The 19,272-nt window shown below is 66.1% G+C and carries 7 protein-coding genes; 3 read left to right on the plus strand and 4 right to left on the minus strand.

The window, feature by feature from the left end; all coding sequences use genetic code 11:
- Positions 1 to 787 precede the first annotated feature (787 nt).
- Entirely contained in the window at positions 788 to 1,405 is a 618-nt protein-coding gene (locus IHV25_RS01000) for an acetate uptake transporter (RefSeq protein ID WP_192533103.1), read from the plus strand.
- A gap of 138 nt (positions 1,406 to 1,543) precedes the next feature.
- Here the strand turns inward: IHV25_RS01000 and IHV25_RS01005 are convergent, their stop codons facing one another.
- Complete coding sequence (locus IHV25_RS01005; protein WP_192533104.1) at positions 1,544 to 2,014, minus strand: cyclic nucleotide-binding domain-containing protein; 471 nt, start codon at positions 2,012 to 2,014, stop codon at positions 1,544 to 1,546.
- A 361-nt stretch (positions 2,015 to 2,375) separates the two neighbouring features.
- On the opposite strand from IHV25_RS01005, the gene queA reads away from it, so the two are divergent.
- Both queA and tgt read left to right on the plus strand, forming a co-directional pair.
- Positions 2,376 to 3,449 carry a tRNA preQ1(34) S-adenosylmethionine ribosyltransferase-isomerase QueA gene (gene queA / locus IHV25_RS01010; RefSeq protein ID WP_192533105.1) on the plus strand — a complete coding sequence of 358 codons (1,074 nt, stop codon included), beginning with the start codon at positions 2,376 to 2,378 and terminating at the stop codon, positions 3,447 to 3,449.
- On the plus strand, positions 3,446 to 4,591 hold the full coding sequence (gene tgt / locus IHV25_RS01015) for a tRNA guanosine(34) transglycosylase Tgt (protein WP_192533106.1): 1,146 nt from the start codon (positions 3,446 to 3,448) through the stop codon (positions 4,589 to 4,591). The genes queA and tgt overlap by 4 nt, the downstream gene beginning before the upstream one ends.
- Before the next feature lie 240 nt (positions 4,592 to 4,831).
- Here tgt and galE read toward each other — a convergent pair whose 3' ends face one another.
- The 3 genes from galE to IHV25_RS01030 all read right to left on the minus strand — a co-directional run bounded on the left by galE (position 4,832) and on the right by IHV25_RS01030 (position 18,704).
- Entirely contained in the window at positions 4,832 to 5,851 is a 1,020-nt protein-coding gene (gene galE, locus IHV25_RS01020) for a UDP-glucose 4-epimerase GalE (protein WP_192533107.1), read from the minus strand.
- Between the two features lie 371 nt (positions 5,852 to 6,222).
- Positions 6,223 to 12,135: a hypothetical protein gene (locus tag IHV25_RS01025; RefSeq protein WP_192533108.1), complete on the minus strand. Its 5,913-nt coding sequence runs from the start codon at positions 12,133 to 12,135 to the stop codon at positions 6,223 to 6,225.
- Between the two features lie 1,409 nt (positions 12,136 to 13,544).
- Positions 13,545 to 18,704: a hypothetical protein gene (locus IHV25_RS01030; RefSeq protein WP_192533109.1), complete on the minus strand. Its 5,160-nt coding sequence runs from the start codon at positions 18,702 to 18,704 to the stop codon at positions 13,545 to 13,547.
- Positions 18,705 to 19,272 lie beyond the last annotated feature (568 nt).

Below are 19,272 nucleotides of genomic sequence, written 5' to 3' on the forward strand. Positions count from 1 at the left end.
GGCCCGGGGCAGAGCGCCCCCTCCCGATCCCGCAGCGTCCCCAGCCCCGGCCGGCCTGAACGGCAGCACCCCGAGTGCCCGGACCAACTGGCCTTACCGGCCCCCCGGCACCGGCGAACTCCCCCGGATCCACCCGAACCCCATTCGCCGCCAGGGCCCCGAACGCAGCCGGGCCCACAGCCTGACCGGTGCCCCCTCCCGGTCCACCCGACCCGCCCAAATCCCCCAGCCGCCGATTCGTCCCCCGGGGCCCGAAATGCCCCCGGACCGCGCCCTGCACCCCAAAGACAGCCGGATCCGGATCGCGCCCGCCCCGCGTGCACGCAACGCCCGGCGGCACCACACCCTATGGGAGAGGGTTTGATGGCAGAAAACCGGCCCTCATACCGGTGCTGCATACCGGCCACGCGCGCCGCGCACATCCGGAAGGCAGCGCGGATTTTGGACCCCGGCTCCGGAACCGGCCCGGATATGCGTGAGCCTGAAGAAAGCCTCCCGAGCCACACGCCGGAGGCGAATCGCTCGCCATCCGGTCAAAACACCCCGGGCAGACACCTAAACCCCTGTTTTTAAACCGGACACCCCTCGCGGGTGAACACAACCTTGAAATGTAGCGCCAAGCAAACGCTACCTGATAAATTATACTGATATAACAATGCCTTATTGGGCAAAATAGGTTGTTTCTCCTGTGCGAAGCGAATAAAAAAAAGTGGGATCAGGAGGTGTATGACGGCATCGTGCCCCCCGTGCCTTGTGATCCCGCATATCGGACAACAAGGAGAAAACAATGGGAGAAAACCAGGATCGCAAGGTCCAGATCGTTGTCGCCGACCCCTCGGCGCTGGGACTTCTCGGGCTGACGGTGGTTACCGCTGTCGCCGCGTCCCAGAAGCTCGGGGTCACCCAGGGTCTGTCTTTCGTCATCGTGTGGGCGATTTTTCTCGGTGCGGTCGCGCAGCTTGCCGCGTCCATGTACGACTTCAACCACAACAACCTCTTTGGCGCCATCGTGTTCGGCGCCTTTGGTCTTTTCTGGCTGGGCGTGTCCTCGTGCTGGGCGATCAGCCTGGGCGCCTTTGGCCCCGAGCTTGCCGCCTCCGTTGACCCCCGCCAGATGGGCTTCGCGTTCCTGGTGTTCCTGGTCTTTGCCCTTGCGGGCACGGTCATCGCCAGCGAGCTGAACAAGGTTCTGTTCATCGACATGATGGTGATTGACGTTCTGCTGTTTGCCCTGACGGTCAACGCTCTCGGCTTTGGCGGAACCTGGGCGGGCCCCCTCGCGGCCTGGTCCGAGGTGGGTGTGTCGGCGATCTCGCTCTACGCCTGCTGTGGTGCGTTCCTGAACAAGTTCTACGGCCGCTCGATCCTGCCCATGGGCGCGCCCCCGAGCCTGCTTGGCCGCTGAGGCCACGCCGTTGCCCCGGGGAGACCGTCACGGCTCTCCCCGGCTTCGGGCCCCCGCGCGGGTCCAGCCCGGTCTTCCGGGCATCGCCCCGGCCCCACCCGACCTTCCGGCCCCGGCCCGGTCCCCGGGCCCGACCTGTCAGAGACCGCCCGAACAGGCGTTCATATAGCCAAGCCGGATCGCCCTCACCCGGCTGGCCATCACCCCCAGCATTGTGCGCGACAGCACCGCACACAGGCGGCCATTCTCGGCCATGCGGCTGCGCAACTCCCGGGCATCCAGGTTGATGGCCCGCACCGACGTGTGGGCAATCCCGTCGAACTCCCAGATGTAGGGCTCGATGAGCCAGGACCAGCCCAGCACCTCGTTGCCGCTCACGTACTCGATCGGGGTGAACCGCCCCCCGTGCCCCTGGAAGCCTACAGCCACGGTTCCCTCCAGAAGCAGGAACAGGCAGTCCGCCGGCATGCCCTCTTTCAGAAGCACGATGCCCGGAGGAACGCTCTCGATTGTTGCGATATCCTCCAGCTCCAGCAGGAGGTCGGCATCCAGCGACTCCAGGACAGCGTGGCTGCGCAAGAGCTTTGCGATTTCCCTGGCTCTTGTCATGGTCTCATTTCCCCCTATTCCCCCTATGCGAATGAAGGCGCCCACAAATCGGCTTTCCGCCCCTCACCGGGACTGCTAGAGTGCGCAGCCATGGGCAGGGCCCCGGCCGACAGGCCAAGGGGCAGGCGCCCCACCCCCGCAGGAGAAAAGCTCCCCGGAGCCCCGTTCCGGCCTCCGGCACACCTCACAACGCCCCCTGCACACGCCCGCTCCCGCCCAGGGGAGCCCGAGTGCGGGACATCTGCCAGTTTTTAATTCTTCCAGTAAGGCACACCTTGACACGACTTGCCAGCGAAAGAAAAAGCCGCCCGGTACACAAAACCGGACTCACCCGGGGCGGCCCGGCCGGAGGCATCCAGCGGTGCGCGTAGACCTGTTTGATTTCAATCTTCCGCGGGAGTGCATTGCGGACCGGCCCGTCTCGCCCCGGGATTCGTCGCGCCTCCTCCATGTCCCGGCCCAGGGCCCGTTCGGGGACCATATCTTCCGCACCCTGCCGGATCTGCTCGATCCCGGTGACCTTCTGGTGCTGAACGACACCCGGGTGATTCCGGCGCGCCTCCAGGGACGCATCGGCGACGGAGCCATCGAGGTCACGCTCCACTTCCAGGAAAGCCCGGACACCTGGCGCGTGTTTGCGAGGCCCGCGAAAAAGCTCCGCCCCGAGCGCACTGTCCACTTCGGTGACGACCTGAGCGCGTCGCTGATCGAGCGCGGCGAGGGCGGCGATGCGGTGCTGAGGTTCTCCCTGTCCGGCGAGGCCCTGACAGCCGCCATCCGCCGTCTGGGGCACATTCCCCTGCCCCCCTACATGGGCCGCGCGGATGACGCCCGGGACCGCACCGACTACCAGACCGTCTACGCCCGCCACGAGGGCGCGGTGGCCGCCCCCACCGCCGGGCTCCACTTCACAGACGCCGTCTTCGAGGCCCTGGCCGCAAAAGGAATCGGTCACACCACCGTCACCCTGCACGTGGGGGCCGGAACCTTCCTGCCCGTCACCGCGGACGACACCCAGGACCACCGCATGCACGCCGAGCGCGGCATCATCAGCGCCGAGGCCGCCCAGGCCATCCGCACCGCCCGCCAGCGCGGGGGACGCATCGTGGCCGTTGGCACCACAAGCGCCCGCCTTCTGGAAAGCGCCTGCGACGACCAGGGGAACCTGGGCCCCTGGGAGGGCCAGACACGCCTGTTCCTGACGCCGGGCAGCCCCATCCGGGTGGTGGACCGGCTCCTGACCAACTTCCACCTGCCCCGCTCCACCCTGTTCATGCTGGTGAGCGCGTTTTGCGGGCTGGAGCGGATGCAGGACGCCTACCGCCACGCCGTTGAGTCGGGCTACCGCTTCTATTCCTACGGGGACGCCTGCCTGCTGGACCGGGATCCGGCCGCGCCCCGGTCTCCCCTTCCCCGCCCGGAGGACACACCGTGAGCGCCTTTTCCCTCGAGATCCTGAGCACGGACGGACGGGCCCGCCGCGGACGGCTCCAGACCGCGCACGGGCCCGCCGAGACCCCGGCCTTCATGCCGGTGGGAACGGCCGCCACCGTCAAGGCCATGACGGTCGAGGCCGTGGCCTCCACCGGGGCCGAGATCGTTCTCGGGAACACCTATCACCTCATGCTGCGCCCCACCGCCGAGCGCGTCGCCCGGCTGGGCGGGCTGCACCGGTTCATGGGCTGGAAAGGGCCGATCCTGACAGACTCCGGGGGCTTCCAGGTCATGAGCCTCTCGAAGTTCACGACCCAGTCCGAGGACGGGGTGACGTTTGCCTCCCACATTGACGGCTCGCGCCACCTTCTGTCCCCGGAACGGTCCATGGAGATCCAGAACCTCCTGGACGCCACCATCACCATGGCCTTTGACGAGTGCCCGCCCCTGCCCCTGGAAGAGCGCCGCCTTGCCGAGAGCATGCGCCGCTCCATGCGCTGGGCCGAGCGCTCCCGGGCGGCCTTCGTGCCCCGGCCGGGGTACGCCCTGTTCGGCATCAACCAGGGCGGCATCTCGCCCGAGCTGCGGGAGGAAAGCGCCCGCGCCCTGGTCTCCATCGGGTTCGAGGGCTACGCCATCGGCGGGCTTGCGGTCGGCGAACCCCAGGAGGACATGCTGCGCACCCTGGACGTCACGGTACCCTTCCTGCCCGCCGACAAGCCGCGTTACCTGATGGGTGTGGGCCGACCCGAGGATCTGGTCGAGTCCGTCCGCCGGGGCGTGGACATGTTCGACTGCGTGCTGCCCACCCGCAGCGGCCGCACGGGCAAGGCGTTCACCCGCCGGGGCGAGATCAACATGCGCAACGCCCGCCACCGGGACGATCCCCGCCCCATCGAGGAGGGCTGTTCCTGCCCCGCCTGCCGGAGCTTCTCGCGGGCCTACATTCACCACCTGATCCGGGCCCAGGAAATCCTGGGGGCCATGCTTCTGACCTGGCACAACATCCAGCACTATCAGGATCTGATGGCCGACCTGCGCCGGGCCATTGAAAACCAGTCCCTGGAGACATTCGTCCGGGACTTTCACGCCACGCTGAACCTGGGGGATATCGAGCCCCTCGAGGGCGGATTCCCCCCCTGACCGGAGGGGGCCCGACCGGCGCCGGCGCTCAACGGGCACCAGAGGAAGGGAGTTGCGCTGGACAGGGAACGGGGCGCACCGGGATAACGGCGCCGGACCGGGGCCAGACGGTGGCACACACACAGAGAGAGGCCCCGTCAGGACCGGCGCCCCGCCGGCCCTCACCCGGGCCCAAAGACAGACAGACCGAAGCCGGGCCAGGGGCGCACCGGGATACCGGCGCCCCACCCGACACCGCCCTCAGCGCCGGGCCTGCCCCGTGTGGCGAATCGCCTCCGGCTCCCGGTCCTTTGCAAACCAGGGGACCGCGGTCGCAACCATGTCCACAATGTCCAGATACCGGGGCTGCCACCCCAGAACCGTGCGCGCCTTCTCGGCCATGGCGTAGAGGGCCGCCGGATCGCCCTCGCGCCGGGGCCCGGGCGTGACCGGAACCGGATGCCCGGTCGCTTTCTCCACCGCATTCAGAAGCTCAAGAACGCTCACGCCCCGGCCGGTAGACAGGTTGAACGCGCCCGAGGATCCCCCCGCGCACAGGTAGTCCATCGCGCGCAGATGGGCGTCCGCAAGATCGCAGACATGCACATAGTCCCGGATCGCCGTCCCATCGGGGGTGGGGTAGTCGGTTCCGAAAATCCGGAAACCGGGCCCCAGGCCCAGCGCCGCCTGGATTGCCAGAGGAATGGCATGGGTCTCGGGATCATGGCTCTCGCCGATCTCGCCCTCGGGGGAGCTCCCGGCCGCGTTGAAGTACCGCAAAGCCACCCACTTCAGACCATAGGCCCGACCGTAATCGGCCAGGGCCTCCTCAACCACCAGCTTCGTGCGCCCATAGGGGTTGATGGGCGCCTTGGGGGCGTCCTCGGAAAGGGGCAGGCACTCGGGCAGCCCGTACACCGCGCACGAGGACGAGAAGATAACGCCCTCAACGCCGTGCCGGCTCAGCGCGTCAAGCAGACACAGCGAGCCCGTCACGTTGTTCCCATAATAACGGGCCGGATCCGAAACCGACTCCCCCACATAGGTGAAGCCCGCAAAGTGCATGGCGTACCGGGGCCGCCATGTCTCCAGAACCCGGTCCAGAAAGGCCGCGTCCCGGATATCACCGCGCTCAAGAGGGCCCCAGCGCACAAAGTCCTCGTGTCCGTACACCAGATTGTCGATCACCACGGGCGTATACCCGGCCCGGGCCAGCGCCTTGCACGTGTGCGCCCCAATATAACCGGCGCCACCCGCCACAAGAACCGCGCACTTCTGCATCACTGCCCTCCTCAATCCGGTGACAGACAAACGGGCGTGTCCCCGGAAGACCAAATCTTTTCCAGACTAGCCTGGAACCGATCACAACAGAAGTATCAGCCGCAAAACTTTGCTCATTTTCCCGGGGACAGTCCCTCGCGGAACCGCGGCACCCCACGGTGGGCCCGCACACCACACCCGCCCCGCCGACGGAGCCTCCCGAATTGCCGGGAGACCGGACTGCGCCACAACCCGAGCGGAACACCGTCTCCCCCCTTTTTCCGGCCCCGCGACCCCCGGTCGGGACCACGAAAAAAGGCGGCTCCCGAAGGAGCCGCCCGCTCGGATCCGAAGACCCAGGTCTTGCCCGCCGGATCCGAAGATCCGGGGTGTTACCACTTGTACATCACACGAGCGGTACCGCCGTAGCTTTCGCGCTGGCCGACGGAGCCCTGGAAGCCGGCACCGACCGACAGGTTCTCCATCGCGGCCCACTGGACACCGAGTTCGCCGATGCCCGTGTGGCCCTTGACGTCGATCTCGGGGATCTTCGCCACGTTGGACGAGCCGACCATGCGGGCCGTACCCTTCTGGGTGCCGTCGAACTCGTACTCCCACGCACCGCCAACATAGCCCTTAAGGGTGGGCATGAAGTTGTGCGACAGGCGAACACCGACGCGGGACCGGGCCGACAGGGAGCCGTCAAAGTTCAGCTCTTCACCGACCGAGTTCTCGACCGTGTCCGAACCCATGTGGGTGAACAGACCCTTCACGTACACGTCGGCCTGACCGTCCTGCCAGGTGTCAACCAGCATGCCGACCCCGATGTGACCGCCCACGTAGATGGCGCTCGTGTCGAAGTTGGTCATCGACTGCTGACCCTTGTAGTCCGAGTCCACCGAACCCGCACGAACCGAGGCCTCGGCGTACAGGCCGTTGCAGAAGCTGTCGTGACGGACAACCACCGCACCGCCGTAGTAGTTGGTGTCGGCCTTCCCGTTGAACGCACCGCGCCAGGCGAAGGCGTTGTTCAGGTCGTAGTCACCCCAGCCGGCCTCGAACAGGACACCGACCGTCGTGCGACCGTACTCGTGGTCGAGAGCGACACCGGGACCGGCCGCCAGGCTGAAGCCCGTGCCCGAGACATCCGAGCCGGTCTTCACCTTGGAGTGGCCACCGCCGACGCTCACCATGGCGACGGGCTGCATGCCCTTGGCCGGGTTGTAGGCGCCCAGCGGAAGCGCGTTGTCGAACGCATCCACCAGAAGATCCTGACCCTGGTTCACCAGAGTCTCGGCCGCCGTGCGGGCCTGGAGCGCGGACTTGCCAAGATCGGCCGCCAGTCCGGTGAACTCGGCAACCACCGAGTCTTTGGTGCCCCAGTCGATGGTCTTGTCACCGTTGTCGTCGATGCCGTACGAGACCTTGTACGCACCCTCGATGAAGCCGCGCTGAGCCCAGGACCGGGCCTCGACGGACGCAGACGCATTCTCAGCAAACGTCTTGCCGTTGATGGTGGACAGGTCCGAGTTGATGGTGTCGATCAGCGTGAGACGCGGATTGTGGACACCGTCCTTCGCGTAGGCCTTGCGCAGGGTTTCCATCCCGTCGGTGGAGCCCAGAGCCTGGGTCAGATCCACGGAGCCCATGGTGTCGAAGCTCACGACCGGAGCCTGGCCGCCCACAACTTCCAGAACCACCACGCCGTTGCCACCCCTGTCGGTGACCAGCTTGTTGGCGTTTCCGGCGCTGTCGTTGGCGTAGCGCTGGCCGTCGAACTCCTTCATCCACGCGTCCGCAAAGCCGACCTGACCGGGCAGGTCATTCGACAGGTGACCCGTGAACTTCGTCACGTGCAGCGCTGTCGAGGCACCCGAGACCGTCGTGTTGGTCAGGCGGGCCGAGGTGTGCGTGCCGCGGAACATCTCGCCCACTTCCAGGTTGCCGCCAAAGGCATAGTTGTCGGCACCCGTGGTGGTCGTGGTGTTCTGGTCACCGTTCAGGGCCAGCCACGAGCCGGACTTGATGGCGAGGGTGTTGAAGGCGACGCCCGCAACCGTCTTGTCGTTGACATCACCCGACATGGCTCCGGTGAAGTCGAGGGTCGTGGAGGTCCGCTGGGCAGCGATTTCGATCCACTCGCCCGACGGCGTGTTGGTGGTCTCGACCGAGATCGCGCTGGCCCAGAGGTTGGCCTGGCCGCGGTCGCCTTCCGAGTTGTCCACCCGCACAACCATGTCTTCCGCGCCCTTGTACCGGTTGTCCACGATGGACAGGGTACCCGGAACGGTCAGGTCGCGAAGATCCGTGTCGGTCTCGGTCACCAGCAGACGGCTGTTGTCGATCACCCAGTCCTTGCGGATATCGAAGCTGTCGATCTTCAAGGTCAGGTAGGTCTTGCCCGTGCTGTCCTTCTCGATGGCCGTGGTGTAGGTGGCGTCGGCGACGTTCCCGAAGGTGTCCCCGATGGTCCCCGCACCCGAGTGGGTCGTGAAGGTGGAGCCGTTCGACAGGTTGACCAGCTTCACCTTCTCCCCGATCCGGAGGTTGTCCGCACCCAGCAGGGCAACGCCGGTGGCCGTGTTGGTCTTGACGCCGTAGCCGGTCTTGGTGATGTCCCCGTTCACGTTCAGGATCTGGGGCAGGGTATCCATGGTCGCAGCCGCCTGATCCACGTGGCGGAGGTTCGCCACATCCAGAGCCATCACGCGACCGGACGCATCCACCTGGTCGTAGACGTCGGTGGTGGTTCCACCCGCCGTCGAGGACTGGGTCACCAGCATCGTGTTGGCCTTGTTCACACGCGCGTCACCGAAGCCGTCCACCGCGTTGGCCGCGTAGAGGTAGGCCTGGCTGTTGCTCTGGTTCCAGGTGAACAGACGGCTGTTGTCCTGGGAGTTCACGCTCAGCGTCGCACCGCGGGTCGCACCCAGCGTGGTGAAGCCCACGTTGTACTGGGAAGCGGTGGTCGCCGCGTTCTTGTTGAGGTTGACGGTGAAGTCCTCACCCGCTGCCACAACGTTGGTTGCGCTCACAGAGGCGGTACCATTGTTGCGCAGGATATTCAGGGTGTACCCCGTGCCTCCGGCCTTTGTGCGCAGGTACGTGGTCCCAACCGAGACACCGCCCCCCTTGACGTCGGTCCCGGCGCCGGTGGTCTTGGTACCGGAGATCACACCACCTGCGGAATTCGCGGTCAGGATCAGCGTGTTGGACTTGAAGCTGACGCTACCGGCCGCGGTGTTCGCACCGGTCGCACCGTCACCGCCCTGCATCGCCATGTCCCCGACGATGACCACATGACCGTCGCGACCACCGATGTTGGCATCATAGGTGACGTTACCCGCGGTACCGCTGGTTCCGCCGTTGGCCGCCGCGGTGTTACCCGCAATCAGCTGGAACTGGTTGCCGTAGTAGGCGGCGTTCTTGTTGACGTTGACAACAACGTTACCACCCTTGCCACCGGTCTTGCTGGTCGCACCCGCGCCCGCGTTACCACCGTAGAAGTAGCTGACGCTGGAGCCGGTCACACCGGAGATCTGGAACGTGCCCACGTTGATGGTCACGTCCGCGGCACTGGCTCCCGCGGCGGTCGCCGTGGCGTCGGTTCCCTTGCCGCCATTGAATTTGACAGTCCGGGCACCAAAGACGCGGTCCACCGTAACCTTCAGCGCACCACCGTCACCGCTCTTGCCCGTGGCCGTGGCAACCGGCGTGGCGCCACCGTCTCCGGACCTACCGGAAGACCGCTGGGAGAAGATCATGTCGCGCTTCACATGAAGGTCGACAAAACCGCCGTTACCGGCGTTCCCGGTGGAGTTCGCAAGAGCCGAGCCACCCTTGCCCGAGTCCACAAAAGACGTGGCCGTACCAAGGTAGTCGCGGTCCATAACGATCCGTGCGTCACCCGAGTCACCACCGTTACCGGCGTTGACGATCGTGGCGTGCCCGCCCACGTTACCACCCGTGGTCGCGGTCGCCGGCGGTGCGACGGAGTCACTGACCGGAACCACCACAGCGGTACCGATGGACGCGCCCGCCAGGGCGACGACGTCCGAATAGAAGTGGGCGTTGAGGTCACCACCCCGGCCAGCCTTGGATCCGGCTCCGGACGTGGTTGTGGCGGTCGACGATCCTGCGATACCACCGTCACCGGCGGCGAGCTGGAAACCGTCGGCAATGTAGGCAATGCCCATAACGGTCAGGGTCGCATCACCGCCGCGGCCGGCCATGCCAAGACCGGTGGAGTTACCACCGTCACCGCCGAACACCTGGAAGTTCGACCCGGCGTTCTTGTTGACCGAGTCAATGGCTCTCTCGGTGCGGGTCAGCTTGCTGCCGAAGGTGTAGGTACCGGTACCGGCGTTACCACCGACACCATCGCCCGAATCACCCGCCTTGCCCGGGTCAATGGTGGTCCAGCCTTCCAGCGTGGCCATCTTGCCCACGGTCAGGGTGCTGTTACCGCCGTCGCCACCCGTTCCGGCCAGAGCAGCCGAGCCGGTCCCACCGGCACCGCCACCGAAACCGTACACGCGGAACAGGCCCGTTGCGTAGGGGTTGCCGGTGTGGGCGTCGATGCCCACGGTGAGGGTGTCGTCAAACTCCAGCACCAGATCACCACCGCGTCCACCGGTGCCACCCTTGACGCTCGCGCCGGCGGCACCGCCGACACCACCGCCACCGGCGTAGGAATCGAAGCCACCGTAGGCGGTCGCGGCCCCACCGGCGGTCAGCGTGTAGGAACCACCGCCACCACCCGATCCGCTGGCGTTGCTTCCATTGCCACCGCTACCGGCCTGGGCTGCAAACCCGAACAGGGCAACGTTCGCGGTCGCATGCGCCTTGTTACCGGCGGTAAAGCCCTTCTTGTAGACCTCCGTAACGCTACCGCCCTGGCCGCCCTTGCCCGAGCCGGCACTGGCGCCACCGCTACCGGCATTCCCTCGGAAACCGCCGTACGTTGTGCTATTGCCAGCAACACCCAGATTGGCACCGGTGATGATCACCGTGTCGTTGTAGGTCGCGACGACACTGCCACCGGCGCCACCGTTTCCGGTGCCTCCGGCTCCAACAGCGCCACCGAGGCCAGCCGCAAGGCTGCGGGCACCGTACACGGTCAGCGTTGAATTGTAGGTTTCCGTCAGGGAACCACCGGCCCCGCCAGACCCGGCGAGAGCCGCGGTCACCGCACCACCGGATCCTGCGGACATGGTCTGCAGCCCCTGGAGGCTGGTCGCCGACGAGCCGATGGTCACCGCGCCGCCGTGGGTCACAACGGTCGAACCACCGTTACCACCGTTACCACCGTTGCCGACACCACCCGCACCGGCAGTCACCGCGTACCCGCCCAGAATGCTGGTGGCTCCGGTCACGTTCACGGTGGTCAGGCCACCGTTGCCGCCAACGCCCGTGGTCGCCGAGGCCGACGTGGCCGCTCCGGCACCACCGTTCAGGGCACCGAAGGAAACGCCGAGCATTCTCTTGCCGCTCGTGTCTGTATTCCCGACGGTCAGGTTCCCGCCGATATTGAAAACGGTGTCTCCCGTGTTGCCACCATTGCCGCCCGTGGCGCTGCCCGCACCGGCGCTCACGCCTCCGGCGTTGTAGTTCACCACGTTGGCAAATGTCCCGGCGGTGGCGAGGTCCGCAGCCAGCGTCGAGTCAATGGTCAGGCTGCCCGTCTGGCTGTAGCCAGCGGACGCCCCGGCGGACGCATTGGTCGCACCGGTCGCGGTTGCACCCGCGCCTGCCGCCACCGTCAGAAGACCCGTTCCGGGCGTCGCACCCGCGGCGGCCACGTAGGCTCCGCCAATCTTCAGGTCACCCGTGATGGAGACCGAGGCCGATCCGGCCTTCATGATGCTTGCCGCGTTACCGGCGCCGCCCGTGATCAGGATACTGGTCACCCGATCGGTCGCTGCGGCTGCAGGGTTAAACGCACCGGTCCAGGACGCGGCACCACCGTTACCCACGGTCCCGGCCGCGCCACCTGTCACCGTCAGGGTGTCAGTATTTCCCAGCGGAGCATAGGCCGGCGTTGTGGGGCCAAGGCTGTTGGCCGTTGTGCTGGGAGTCACGTTCACACTGGCGCCATCCACCGAGGTGCTCGGCACCGTGGCCGTCGGGCTGGCGGCGTTACCCCAGGTCCCCAGACCGCCGTTCGTTCCTGCTGTGCTGGAGCCGGCACCACCCGTCACCGTATAGACCGCAGCCCGGGCGTCTCCCGCCGAAAGCGCCGGGACGGCCAGGGCGAGTGCGAGTGCCGAGGCAACGACTCCGCTTCTCCTGATCGAAACCTTCATATTTCTAACCCTCTTTCCTTGTTGTCCGGGCTGAAAAACCCAAAACGGTCCGCACTCGAGGTGCGTTCGAGAATTACTCCTCTGTCGACTGGGATATCCCGAAAACATCGCACACTCAAGAAGTGCATAATGGACCTCGTGCTATTTTTTCACCATGTTGTAAATTAGCAACAGTTCGCCTCATGGTTTTAACACCATAAATGGCGGAAATCCTCGTGATTTAGCGGCCCCTCACTGGAGATAGGGCCCGGCGCCAAATCCGAAATGGCATAGCCTTTCGCATAAGGACCACAGAACACTGGATTTGAAAGGGTTTTCTGAAGGGCAAAAACAGCGACATCCGAATCGCGGCCCCGGGCTGCGACGAATCGATCCTGGCAAAGATCACAACCTTGGCGAACGCAGTTTGAAACAGTACCGGGACCGCGAGGAATGCAACCCGTTTTAGGTGCAGGTTTTCACCACCACCTGAGGGCGATTTGAGCCCTCATTGAGCCCACCCGCAGAGCCCGGGCACCCGGAACACAGTGGTGTCCGGATACCATATTGGCGCCGGGAAGCAGGCATGGAAGTGGCGTTTCGGAGGACGGTTCTGCAGAGGTCACGGAGGTGCGGGGAGCCCCGCAGGGGAGCGGGGCAAAGCGGCCGAAGCGGACCCCGGGGACGCGGGGCAAGGCGTCCGAAGCAGCCTCCCAGGACGCGGGGAAAACGGTGCCCAAACATCACGGGCCGCGGCACCGGGCCCCCGCCCTGACCACGCACACAAGGCCCCGCTGTGACGACGCGCGTGGAATACGGGGCGGCACCCGGGAACCCTGATCTCCCTCGGCCGGCTCCTGTCCGAGCCTGCCTTCTGTCGTCCCCTGGGCGGGCTCTCACCGATGGGCCGGCACCCGACCAGCGGGACCGGAATACGGGGCACCGCTACCATCCGGGTGCCCGGCCTCATCGCGACGGAGCCGAGCGCTCCCGTCCGCCCCCACGGCGGCGGCACCCGGGAACCCTGGCATGAGCGTGAGGCCGCATCGGAAAGCTCCCTCTGTGGAGAACCCCGCTGCCAGCCCTTTCCTGCCCGAGCCACCCCCTGCCCGCCCCCACCGCTCGCCCTAAAAAGCGCGCCCAAAATGCGGGCACAAAAAAAGGCGGCTCCCGAAGGAGCCGCCTGCCGGACCCGAGGACCATGAGGGCCCCGACCCGCCGAATCCGGCAATCTTTCATCCTTTTCACCGGACCATCCGGAGACCTCCGGCGCCCGGCCCGACAGCCCGCGACGCGTCCGCGCCGGGGCACCGAAGACCGCGGGACCATCTGCCCCCGCGCTCCTTCGTGACCTCGGGCACGCCGGCCCGGGGCAAGACGCTCCCCGGGCACGCGGTCCTTCCGGCCCGCCCCGAAAGGCGAGCCGGGGCCTACCAGGAGTACATCACGCGCGCGGTCCCGCCGTAGCTCTCCCGCTGGCCCATCGAGCCCTGGAAGCCGGCACCCACAGACAGGTTCTCCAGCGCGGCCCACTGGACACCGACCTCGCCGATCCCCGTATGGCCCTTGATGTCGATGGCCGGGATGTGCGCGACGTTGGCGGAGCCGGTCAGGCGCGCCGTACCCTGCTGTTTGCCGTCGAACTCATACTCCCACGCGCCGCCGACATAGCCCTTCAGACTGGGCAGGAAGGCGTGCGACAGGCGGGCCCCCAGGCGCGAGCGCACGGACAGGGAGCTGTCGAAGCGCAGTTCCTCGCCGGCCGTGTCGGTCGCCGTGTCCGACCCCATGCGGGTGAACAGGCCCCTCGCATAGACGTCCACCGCACCGTCCTGCCAGGTATCGAGCACAGCACCGACGCCCACGTGACCGCCCACATACAGGGCAGACGAGTCAAAGTCGGTCGCGGACTGGTGCCCCTTGTACTCGGTGTCCACGGTACCCGCCCGGAACGAGGCCTCGCCGTAGATCCCGCTGCAGCAGAACTCGTGACGGGCCACAAGCGCACCGCCGTAGTAGCGGGAGTCGGTTTTGCCGTTGAACGCCCCGCGCCAGGCAAAGGCGTTGTTCAGGTCGTAGCCGCCCCAGCCCGCCTCGAACAGGAGCCCCACGGTGGTGCGGCCCTGCGTGTGGTCGATGGCGACCCCGGGCCCTGCCGCCAGGCTGAAGCCCGTACCGGAGACGCTGGAGCCGGTGTCCACCGCCCGGTGGCCTCCGCCCGTGGCCACCAGGGCCACGCCCCGGACGCCCTTCGCCGGATCGCAGGTGCCCAGGGGAAGGGCGTTGTCCACCATGTCCGCAGCGAGATCCTGCCCCTGGTTCAGCAGGGTCTCGGACGCCGTACGGGCCTGAAGCGCGGACTTGCCGAGGTCAGCGGCGATACCGCGGAACTCGAGAATGACCGAGTCATTGGTGCCCCAGTCGCGAACCGCGTCGGAGGCATCGTTGTTGCCGTAACCGACCGCGTACACGCCCTCGAGGAAGCCCCGGTACCCCCAGGAGCGGGCGCCCACGGTGGCGGTCCGGTCGCCCTCGAAGGTCTGGCCCCGAATCGTGGACAGGTCGCTGTTGATGTTGTCCACCAGCGTCAGGCGCGGAGCGTGAAGCCCCCTCGCCCCGTAGTCCTTGCGCAGGGTCTCCATCCGGTCGATGCCGGCCAGGGACTGGCTCAGGTCCACGGTCCAGTCCCGGTCAAAGTGGACCGTGATGCCCTGGGGCGCGTTGCCGTTCACCTCCAGCATCACAATGCCGTTGCCACCACGATCGGTGACCAGCCGGTTCTTCGCCCCGGTGCTGTCGTTGGCGTAGCGCTGGCCGTCGTAGTGGGCCATCCAGGCGTCGGCAAAGGCAATCCGGTCGGGAAGGTCGTTGGAGAGGTGGAACCGGGCCCGGTCAACCGTCAGGGCCGCGCCCGCACTGGAGGTCGCGGTGTTGGTCAGACGGGCCGAGGTGTGGTAGTCGCGGAACATGTCCCCCACCTCCAGATGGCCACCGAACGCGTAGTTGCCCGCGCCGCCGGCGCCCGCCATGTCGCCCCTCAGCACGGTCTGGGAGCCGGAGCCCAGCGCCAGGGAGCCAAAGGCCACGCCGCGAGCCGACCGGTCCTTGAGGTTGCCCGCCACCGCACCGCTGAAGTCCAGCGTGGTCGAGGTGATCTGGATCGGGTTCTCGATCCAGTCCCGGGACACGGTGTTCGTGGTCCCGACGTGGATCCGATCCGCCCACAGGTCGGCGCGGCCCCGGGTGCCCTTGTTGTCATCCACCGTGATGGCAATGCTGTTCGGGCCCGAGTAGCGGTTGTCCACAATGTGCAAGGTACCGGGCACCGACAGGCGGCGCCAGTCCGTGGTCTCCGCCGCGGCGACGGTTTTCAGATCGCGCCCGGTATCGATCACCCAGTCCTTGCGGATCTCGAAGCTGCGAACCGTGGCCTGGAGGGTGTTCTTCTTGTCCGCGGCGGTCACGATACCCAGATCATAGGTCGCGTCCGCCACGTTGCCCCAGCTGTCCCCGAGGGTGCCCGGGCCGCTGTGACCGGTGAAGGTCGAGCCCGCCGCGGTGTTGACCAGGTTCACGGCCTGGCCCGGGCGCACGTTGTCCGCCCCCAGGAGGGTGACCTTCGTGGTGTCGTTGATCGCCAGGCCGAAGGCATCCTTCGAGCCCGCATTCACCGCCAGGATCTGGGGCACGGGGCCCTCCGCCGGAACGAACGCCAGGTTCGCCACATCAAAAACCGCCGTGCGCCCGACGCCCGACTGCTGGACGGCAACCACCTTGCCCTTGTCCGTGCGGGTCACGTCAAGCCGGTTGGCCGTGTTGACGCCGGCCCCGCTGATCGCGTTGGCCGCGTAGAGATGCCCCCCCGCCTGCCAGCTGTAGGCCACCGTCTCGTTGGCCGAGGCCAGCGACAGTGCGGTGCCCCCGTCCATACCCAGATTGGTGAAACCAACACGGAACGAACCCGGGTCGGTCTTCGGATCCACAACCGGGTCTTCGTTGAGGTTCACGGTGATGGCCTCCCGCACCGCCACAAGGTTCGTGACCCTGGCCGACACCGATCCACCCCGCCGCTCAATGTCCAGGATCGCACCACCGCCCCCGTCCGTGCGCAGGATGGAGAGGTCCAGCGAGGCCGAGCCGCCCACCAGCCCCGCCACCGAGGCAAGGGCGGGTTCTGATCCAAACAGGGCCAACCCGTTGGCGGGACGCTTCATTTCATCATTATATCCCCGAAGATCCGTAAGCGTGAGGGACTTGGCCTTCACAGAGACCGATCCGGCCGGGCTGGTCGCGAAACGACCGCCGCCAGCAACGATACGGACACGATCCTGAGAGTAAATAAAACCCTCATCCGCTGAGAAGGTCACGTTTCCGGCTTTGCCATTCCGAGCGGGGATAGCCGTGTCCGACACGTCCTGGTCTCCGCCCGCGAACTGCGCCCCATACCCGAAGAAGGCCGCGCGCCCCGTGACAGAAACCGTCACGCTGCCGCCGTCCCCGCCGGCGAATCCCCCGGTTGGCCTGCCAGCGCTGCCCGCTGTAAAGACTCCATCTTTCTGAATATCAAGAACACCGGCGGTCAGATCGACCTTGCCGCCACGGGCACCGGCGACCTTCTCACCGGCAAGACCGCCGCGCCCGGCGCCATATCTGATCGCCCCATCAGCGCGGTAGGCGCGCCCCACAGATACCGAAACATCGCCGCCGTTTCCGCTCTTCCCGATATCTGCCGGGCGAGGGTCCGACAACACGTCATTGTTCCCGCCATGCCCAGCCCAAACAACGTGATTTGCCGTGTCATTTGCCAGGAACTCGAAATCTCGCCCCACGTGCACGCCCACCGGCCCGGCATGGCCAGCGTTTCCTGTGGACTTCACCACACCGCCTGCGCCTGCAAGAATCTGAAACGCGGTGCCCAGACCACCAGTTGGCCCGGCCCCTCCGACAACGTCCCGGGCGACCTTCACCTGGACAGCGCCCCCGTTTCCGCCAGTCCCGGCACCGAGAGAAGCGGAGGGATTGAACGGCAGGCCCCAGAATTCGCCGATTTCGAGTGAACTCTTGTCGCCCAGGATCATGTCGGACAGGTAGGTCATCCGGATGTCACCGCCGTCACCACCCCGGGCGAGGCTGGTGGAAGTCTTCTCCGCGGTACCGCCGTAAGAATACTTAATCGAGAGCCCGTCCTTATAGTGCGCCGTGCCCTGATAGGTCTCCTCGATATCGCCACCCCGACCGCCAACACCGGACGCCTGTGCCCCACCAAAGGGTGATCCCGACGATCCCCCCTGCCGCGCGTCAACAGTGTAGCGCCCCCCGACATCCATCACCGTCCGGGTCAGGTGCGTGTTCGAGGCACCGAAAATGGCCGTGTAATGGCCACCCGCGCCACCACTGGCCCCCTGGACGCTGCCAGCCACTGCCTCGCCCCCCGCGCCGGCGTACACAGTCCCCCTCAAACCCACAACGGTCACGCCCCCCACGGTCACGGTCACGGCCCCGCCCTGACCTCCGCTCCCGCGAAGACCGCTGGCACCCCCATCTCCCGCAGCGGACCTTGAATACCCCGACTCCAAAACTATACTTCCGTCGTCGTAATAAAAATTGTTGACCCTCAAATCCCCGACCACGGTCAGGCGCGTGGATCCGGCCATGCCACCATGCCCGTCGGCGCTCAGATCAGAGCCCGTGCCGCCCGCGCCGCTTTTTACAGACAGCAGGCCGTGAACGGTCGCCTTGCCCGCTGTGACGTCAACCGTGGACCCGCTCCCGCCACTGCCCGTCGCACCGGCAGAAACCGAGCCACCCGCGCCAGAACCCACAATAAATTGTGTTATACCGCCGAAGGGAGCGTGTCTGGAGCCGACCTCAATCTCGGCATAGCTCTCGGCTCTGGACATTGCGTCTCCGCCACGCCCGGGCCCGTTCGCGTCGCCCCCCGCAGCACCTTTGATTTCGGTCGTGCCCTTGACCGTGAGTTTCTTCGCAAAGGTTACCGTCCCCGTCCCGCCGGAGCCACCATCCCCCGCGTTGCCAGCCCCTCCCGAAACCGCACCGGACAGGTAATCCCCGGTAAACAGGACATCCTCGAGAAAATTGACCGTCACGGTGCCAAAACTGCTGCCAGTCTTCCGGGCCTCGGTGGCGTGCCCGTCGGCCGCCTTCTCATCAGCCGCGAACAGGCTGAAACCATACCCCTTGTCAGGATCGGAGGTATCGGCCGCATCAATCCGGCTCTGCACGGTCAGCGTCAGATCACCGCCCGTGCCCCCGAACCCGGTCATCGCTCCCGCACCAAGATGGAAACCAACCGTGTCCTGACCGCTCTCGTCCGCACTGGCGAAGTAAAGTGTCCCCTCACCCGAGCCAGCGGAAAGAGTCGCCGCTGCCGAGCCGCCCGGGCGATCCGAGTCACTGCCGCCCAGTGTCAGCGCAACCCCCTTGAGGCCATTGCCCGCCCCCTGCTGCGTATTCGCAAATCCGGTCCAGGACGCGTTTCCACCCCGCCCGTGTTGGGTTGCCGTACCCCCGGATACGGACAGGGAATCGCCGTCCTTCAGGTCTCCATAACCGTCGGTCGCCGGCGTCACAGCAATGTCGCCGCCATCACCCGTTGTTGGGGTCGTCCCCAACGTGGGACCAAATTGCCCCACAGATCCCATGGACGTTCCGTCCGAAGCCGCGTCACCGCCTGTGACCGTCCAGTCCGTTGCCCGCGCCTCACCCGGGCAAAAAACCGGTACCGCCAACGCCAGCGCAAGCGCTGACACAACAACACCACTCCCTCTGAACGACCTGCGCATACCCTTGTCCTTTTTCCATGCTGTTCCGGATGACACGTCGAATGCGTCACGACGACCCCATTCGAAAACTCCTGTACTGAATTCGGTACATGAAAAACGCGCCGCAATCAAAGATTGTCGAGCTAACAGATCTCTATTCTCGAATCATGTGGCTTTATTGCAACGGTTATACAGTCATAAATTGTTCATATTATGCATGGTTTATTTACCTAAATTCACAGTTATTTCTATACCCTCATCTTTTATTTTCCACATGTCCGGTGTGATTAACCTTGCTCTTATACCCCAGCCCTGTATGGGTTGGGTGGTACGGCGCCCGAACTCCGGACCTGTCGCCCCACCGCCACCAGGCACA

Source organism: Phaeovibrio sulfidiphilus (genome assembly GCF_014861485.1).
GTDB classification, from domain to species: domain Bacteria; phylum Pseudomonadota; class Alphaproteobacteria; order Rhodospirillales; family Rhodospirillaceae; genus Phaeovibrio; species Phaeovibrio sulfidiphilus.

Excerpts from the sequence above, each read along its gene's own strand:
- IHV25_RS01005 (WP_192533104.1), bottom strand. The coding sequence starts at position 2,014 with ATGACAAGAGCCAGGGAAATCGCAAAGCTCTTGCGCAGCCACGCTGTC.
- IHV25_RS01025 (WP_192533108.1), bottom strand. The coding sequence starts at position 12,135 with ATGAAGGTTTCGATCAGGAGAAGCGGAGTCGTTGCCTCGGCACTCGCA.
- galE (WP_192533107.1), bottom strand. The coding sequence starts at position 5,851 with ATGCAGAAGTGCGCGGTTCTTGTGGCGGGTGGCGCCGGTTATATTGGG.
- IHV25_RS01000 (WP_192533103.1), top strand. The coding sequence starts at position 788 with ATGGGAGAAAACCAGGATCGCAAGGTCCAGATCGTTGTCGCCGACCCC.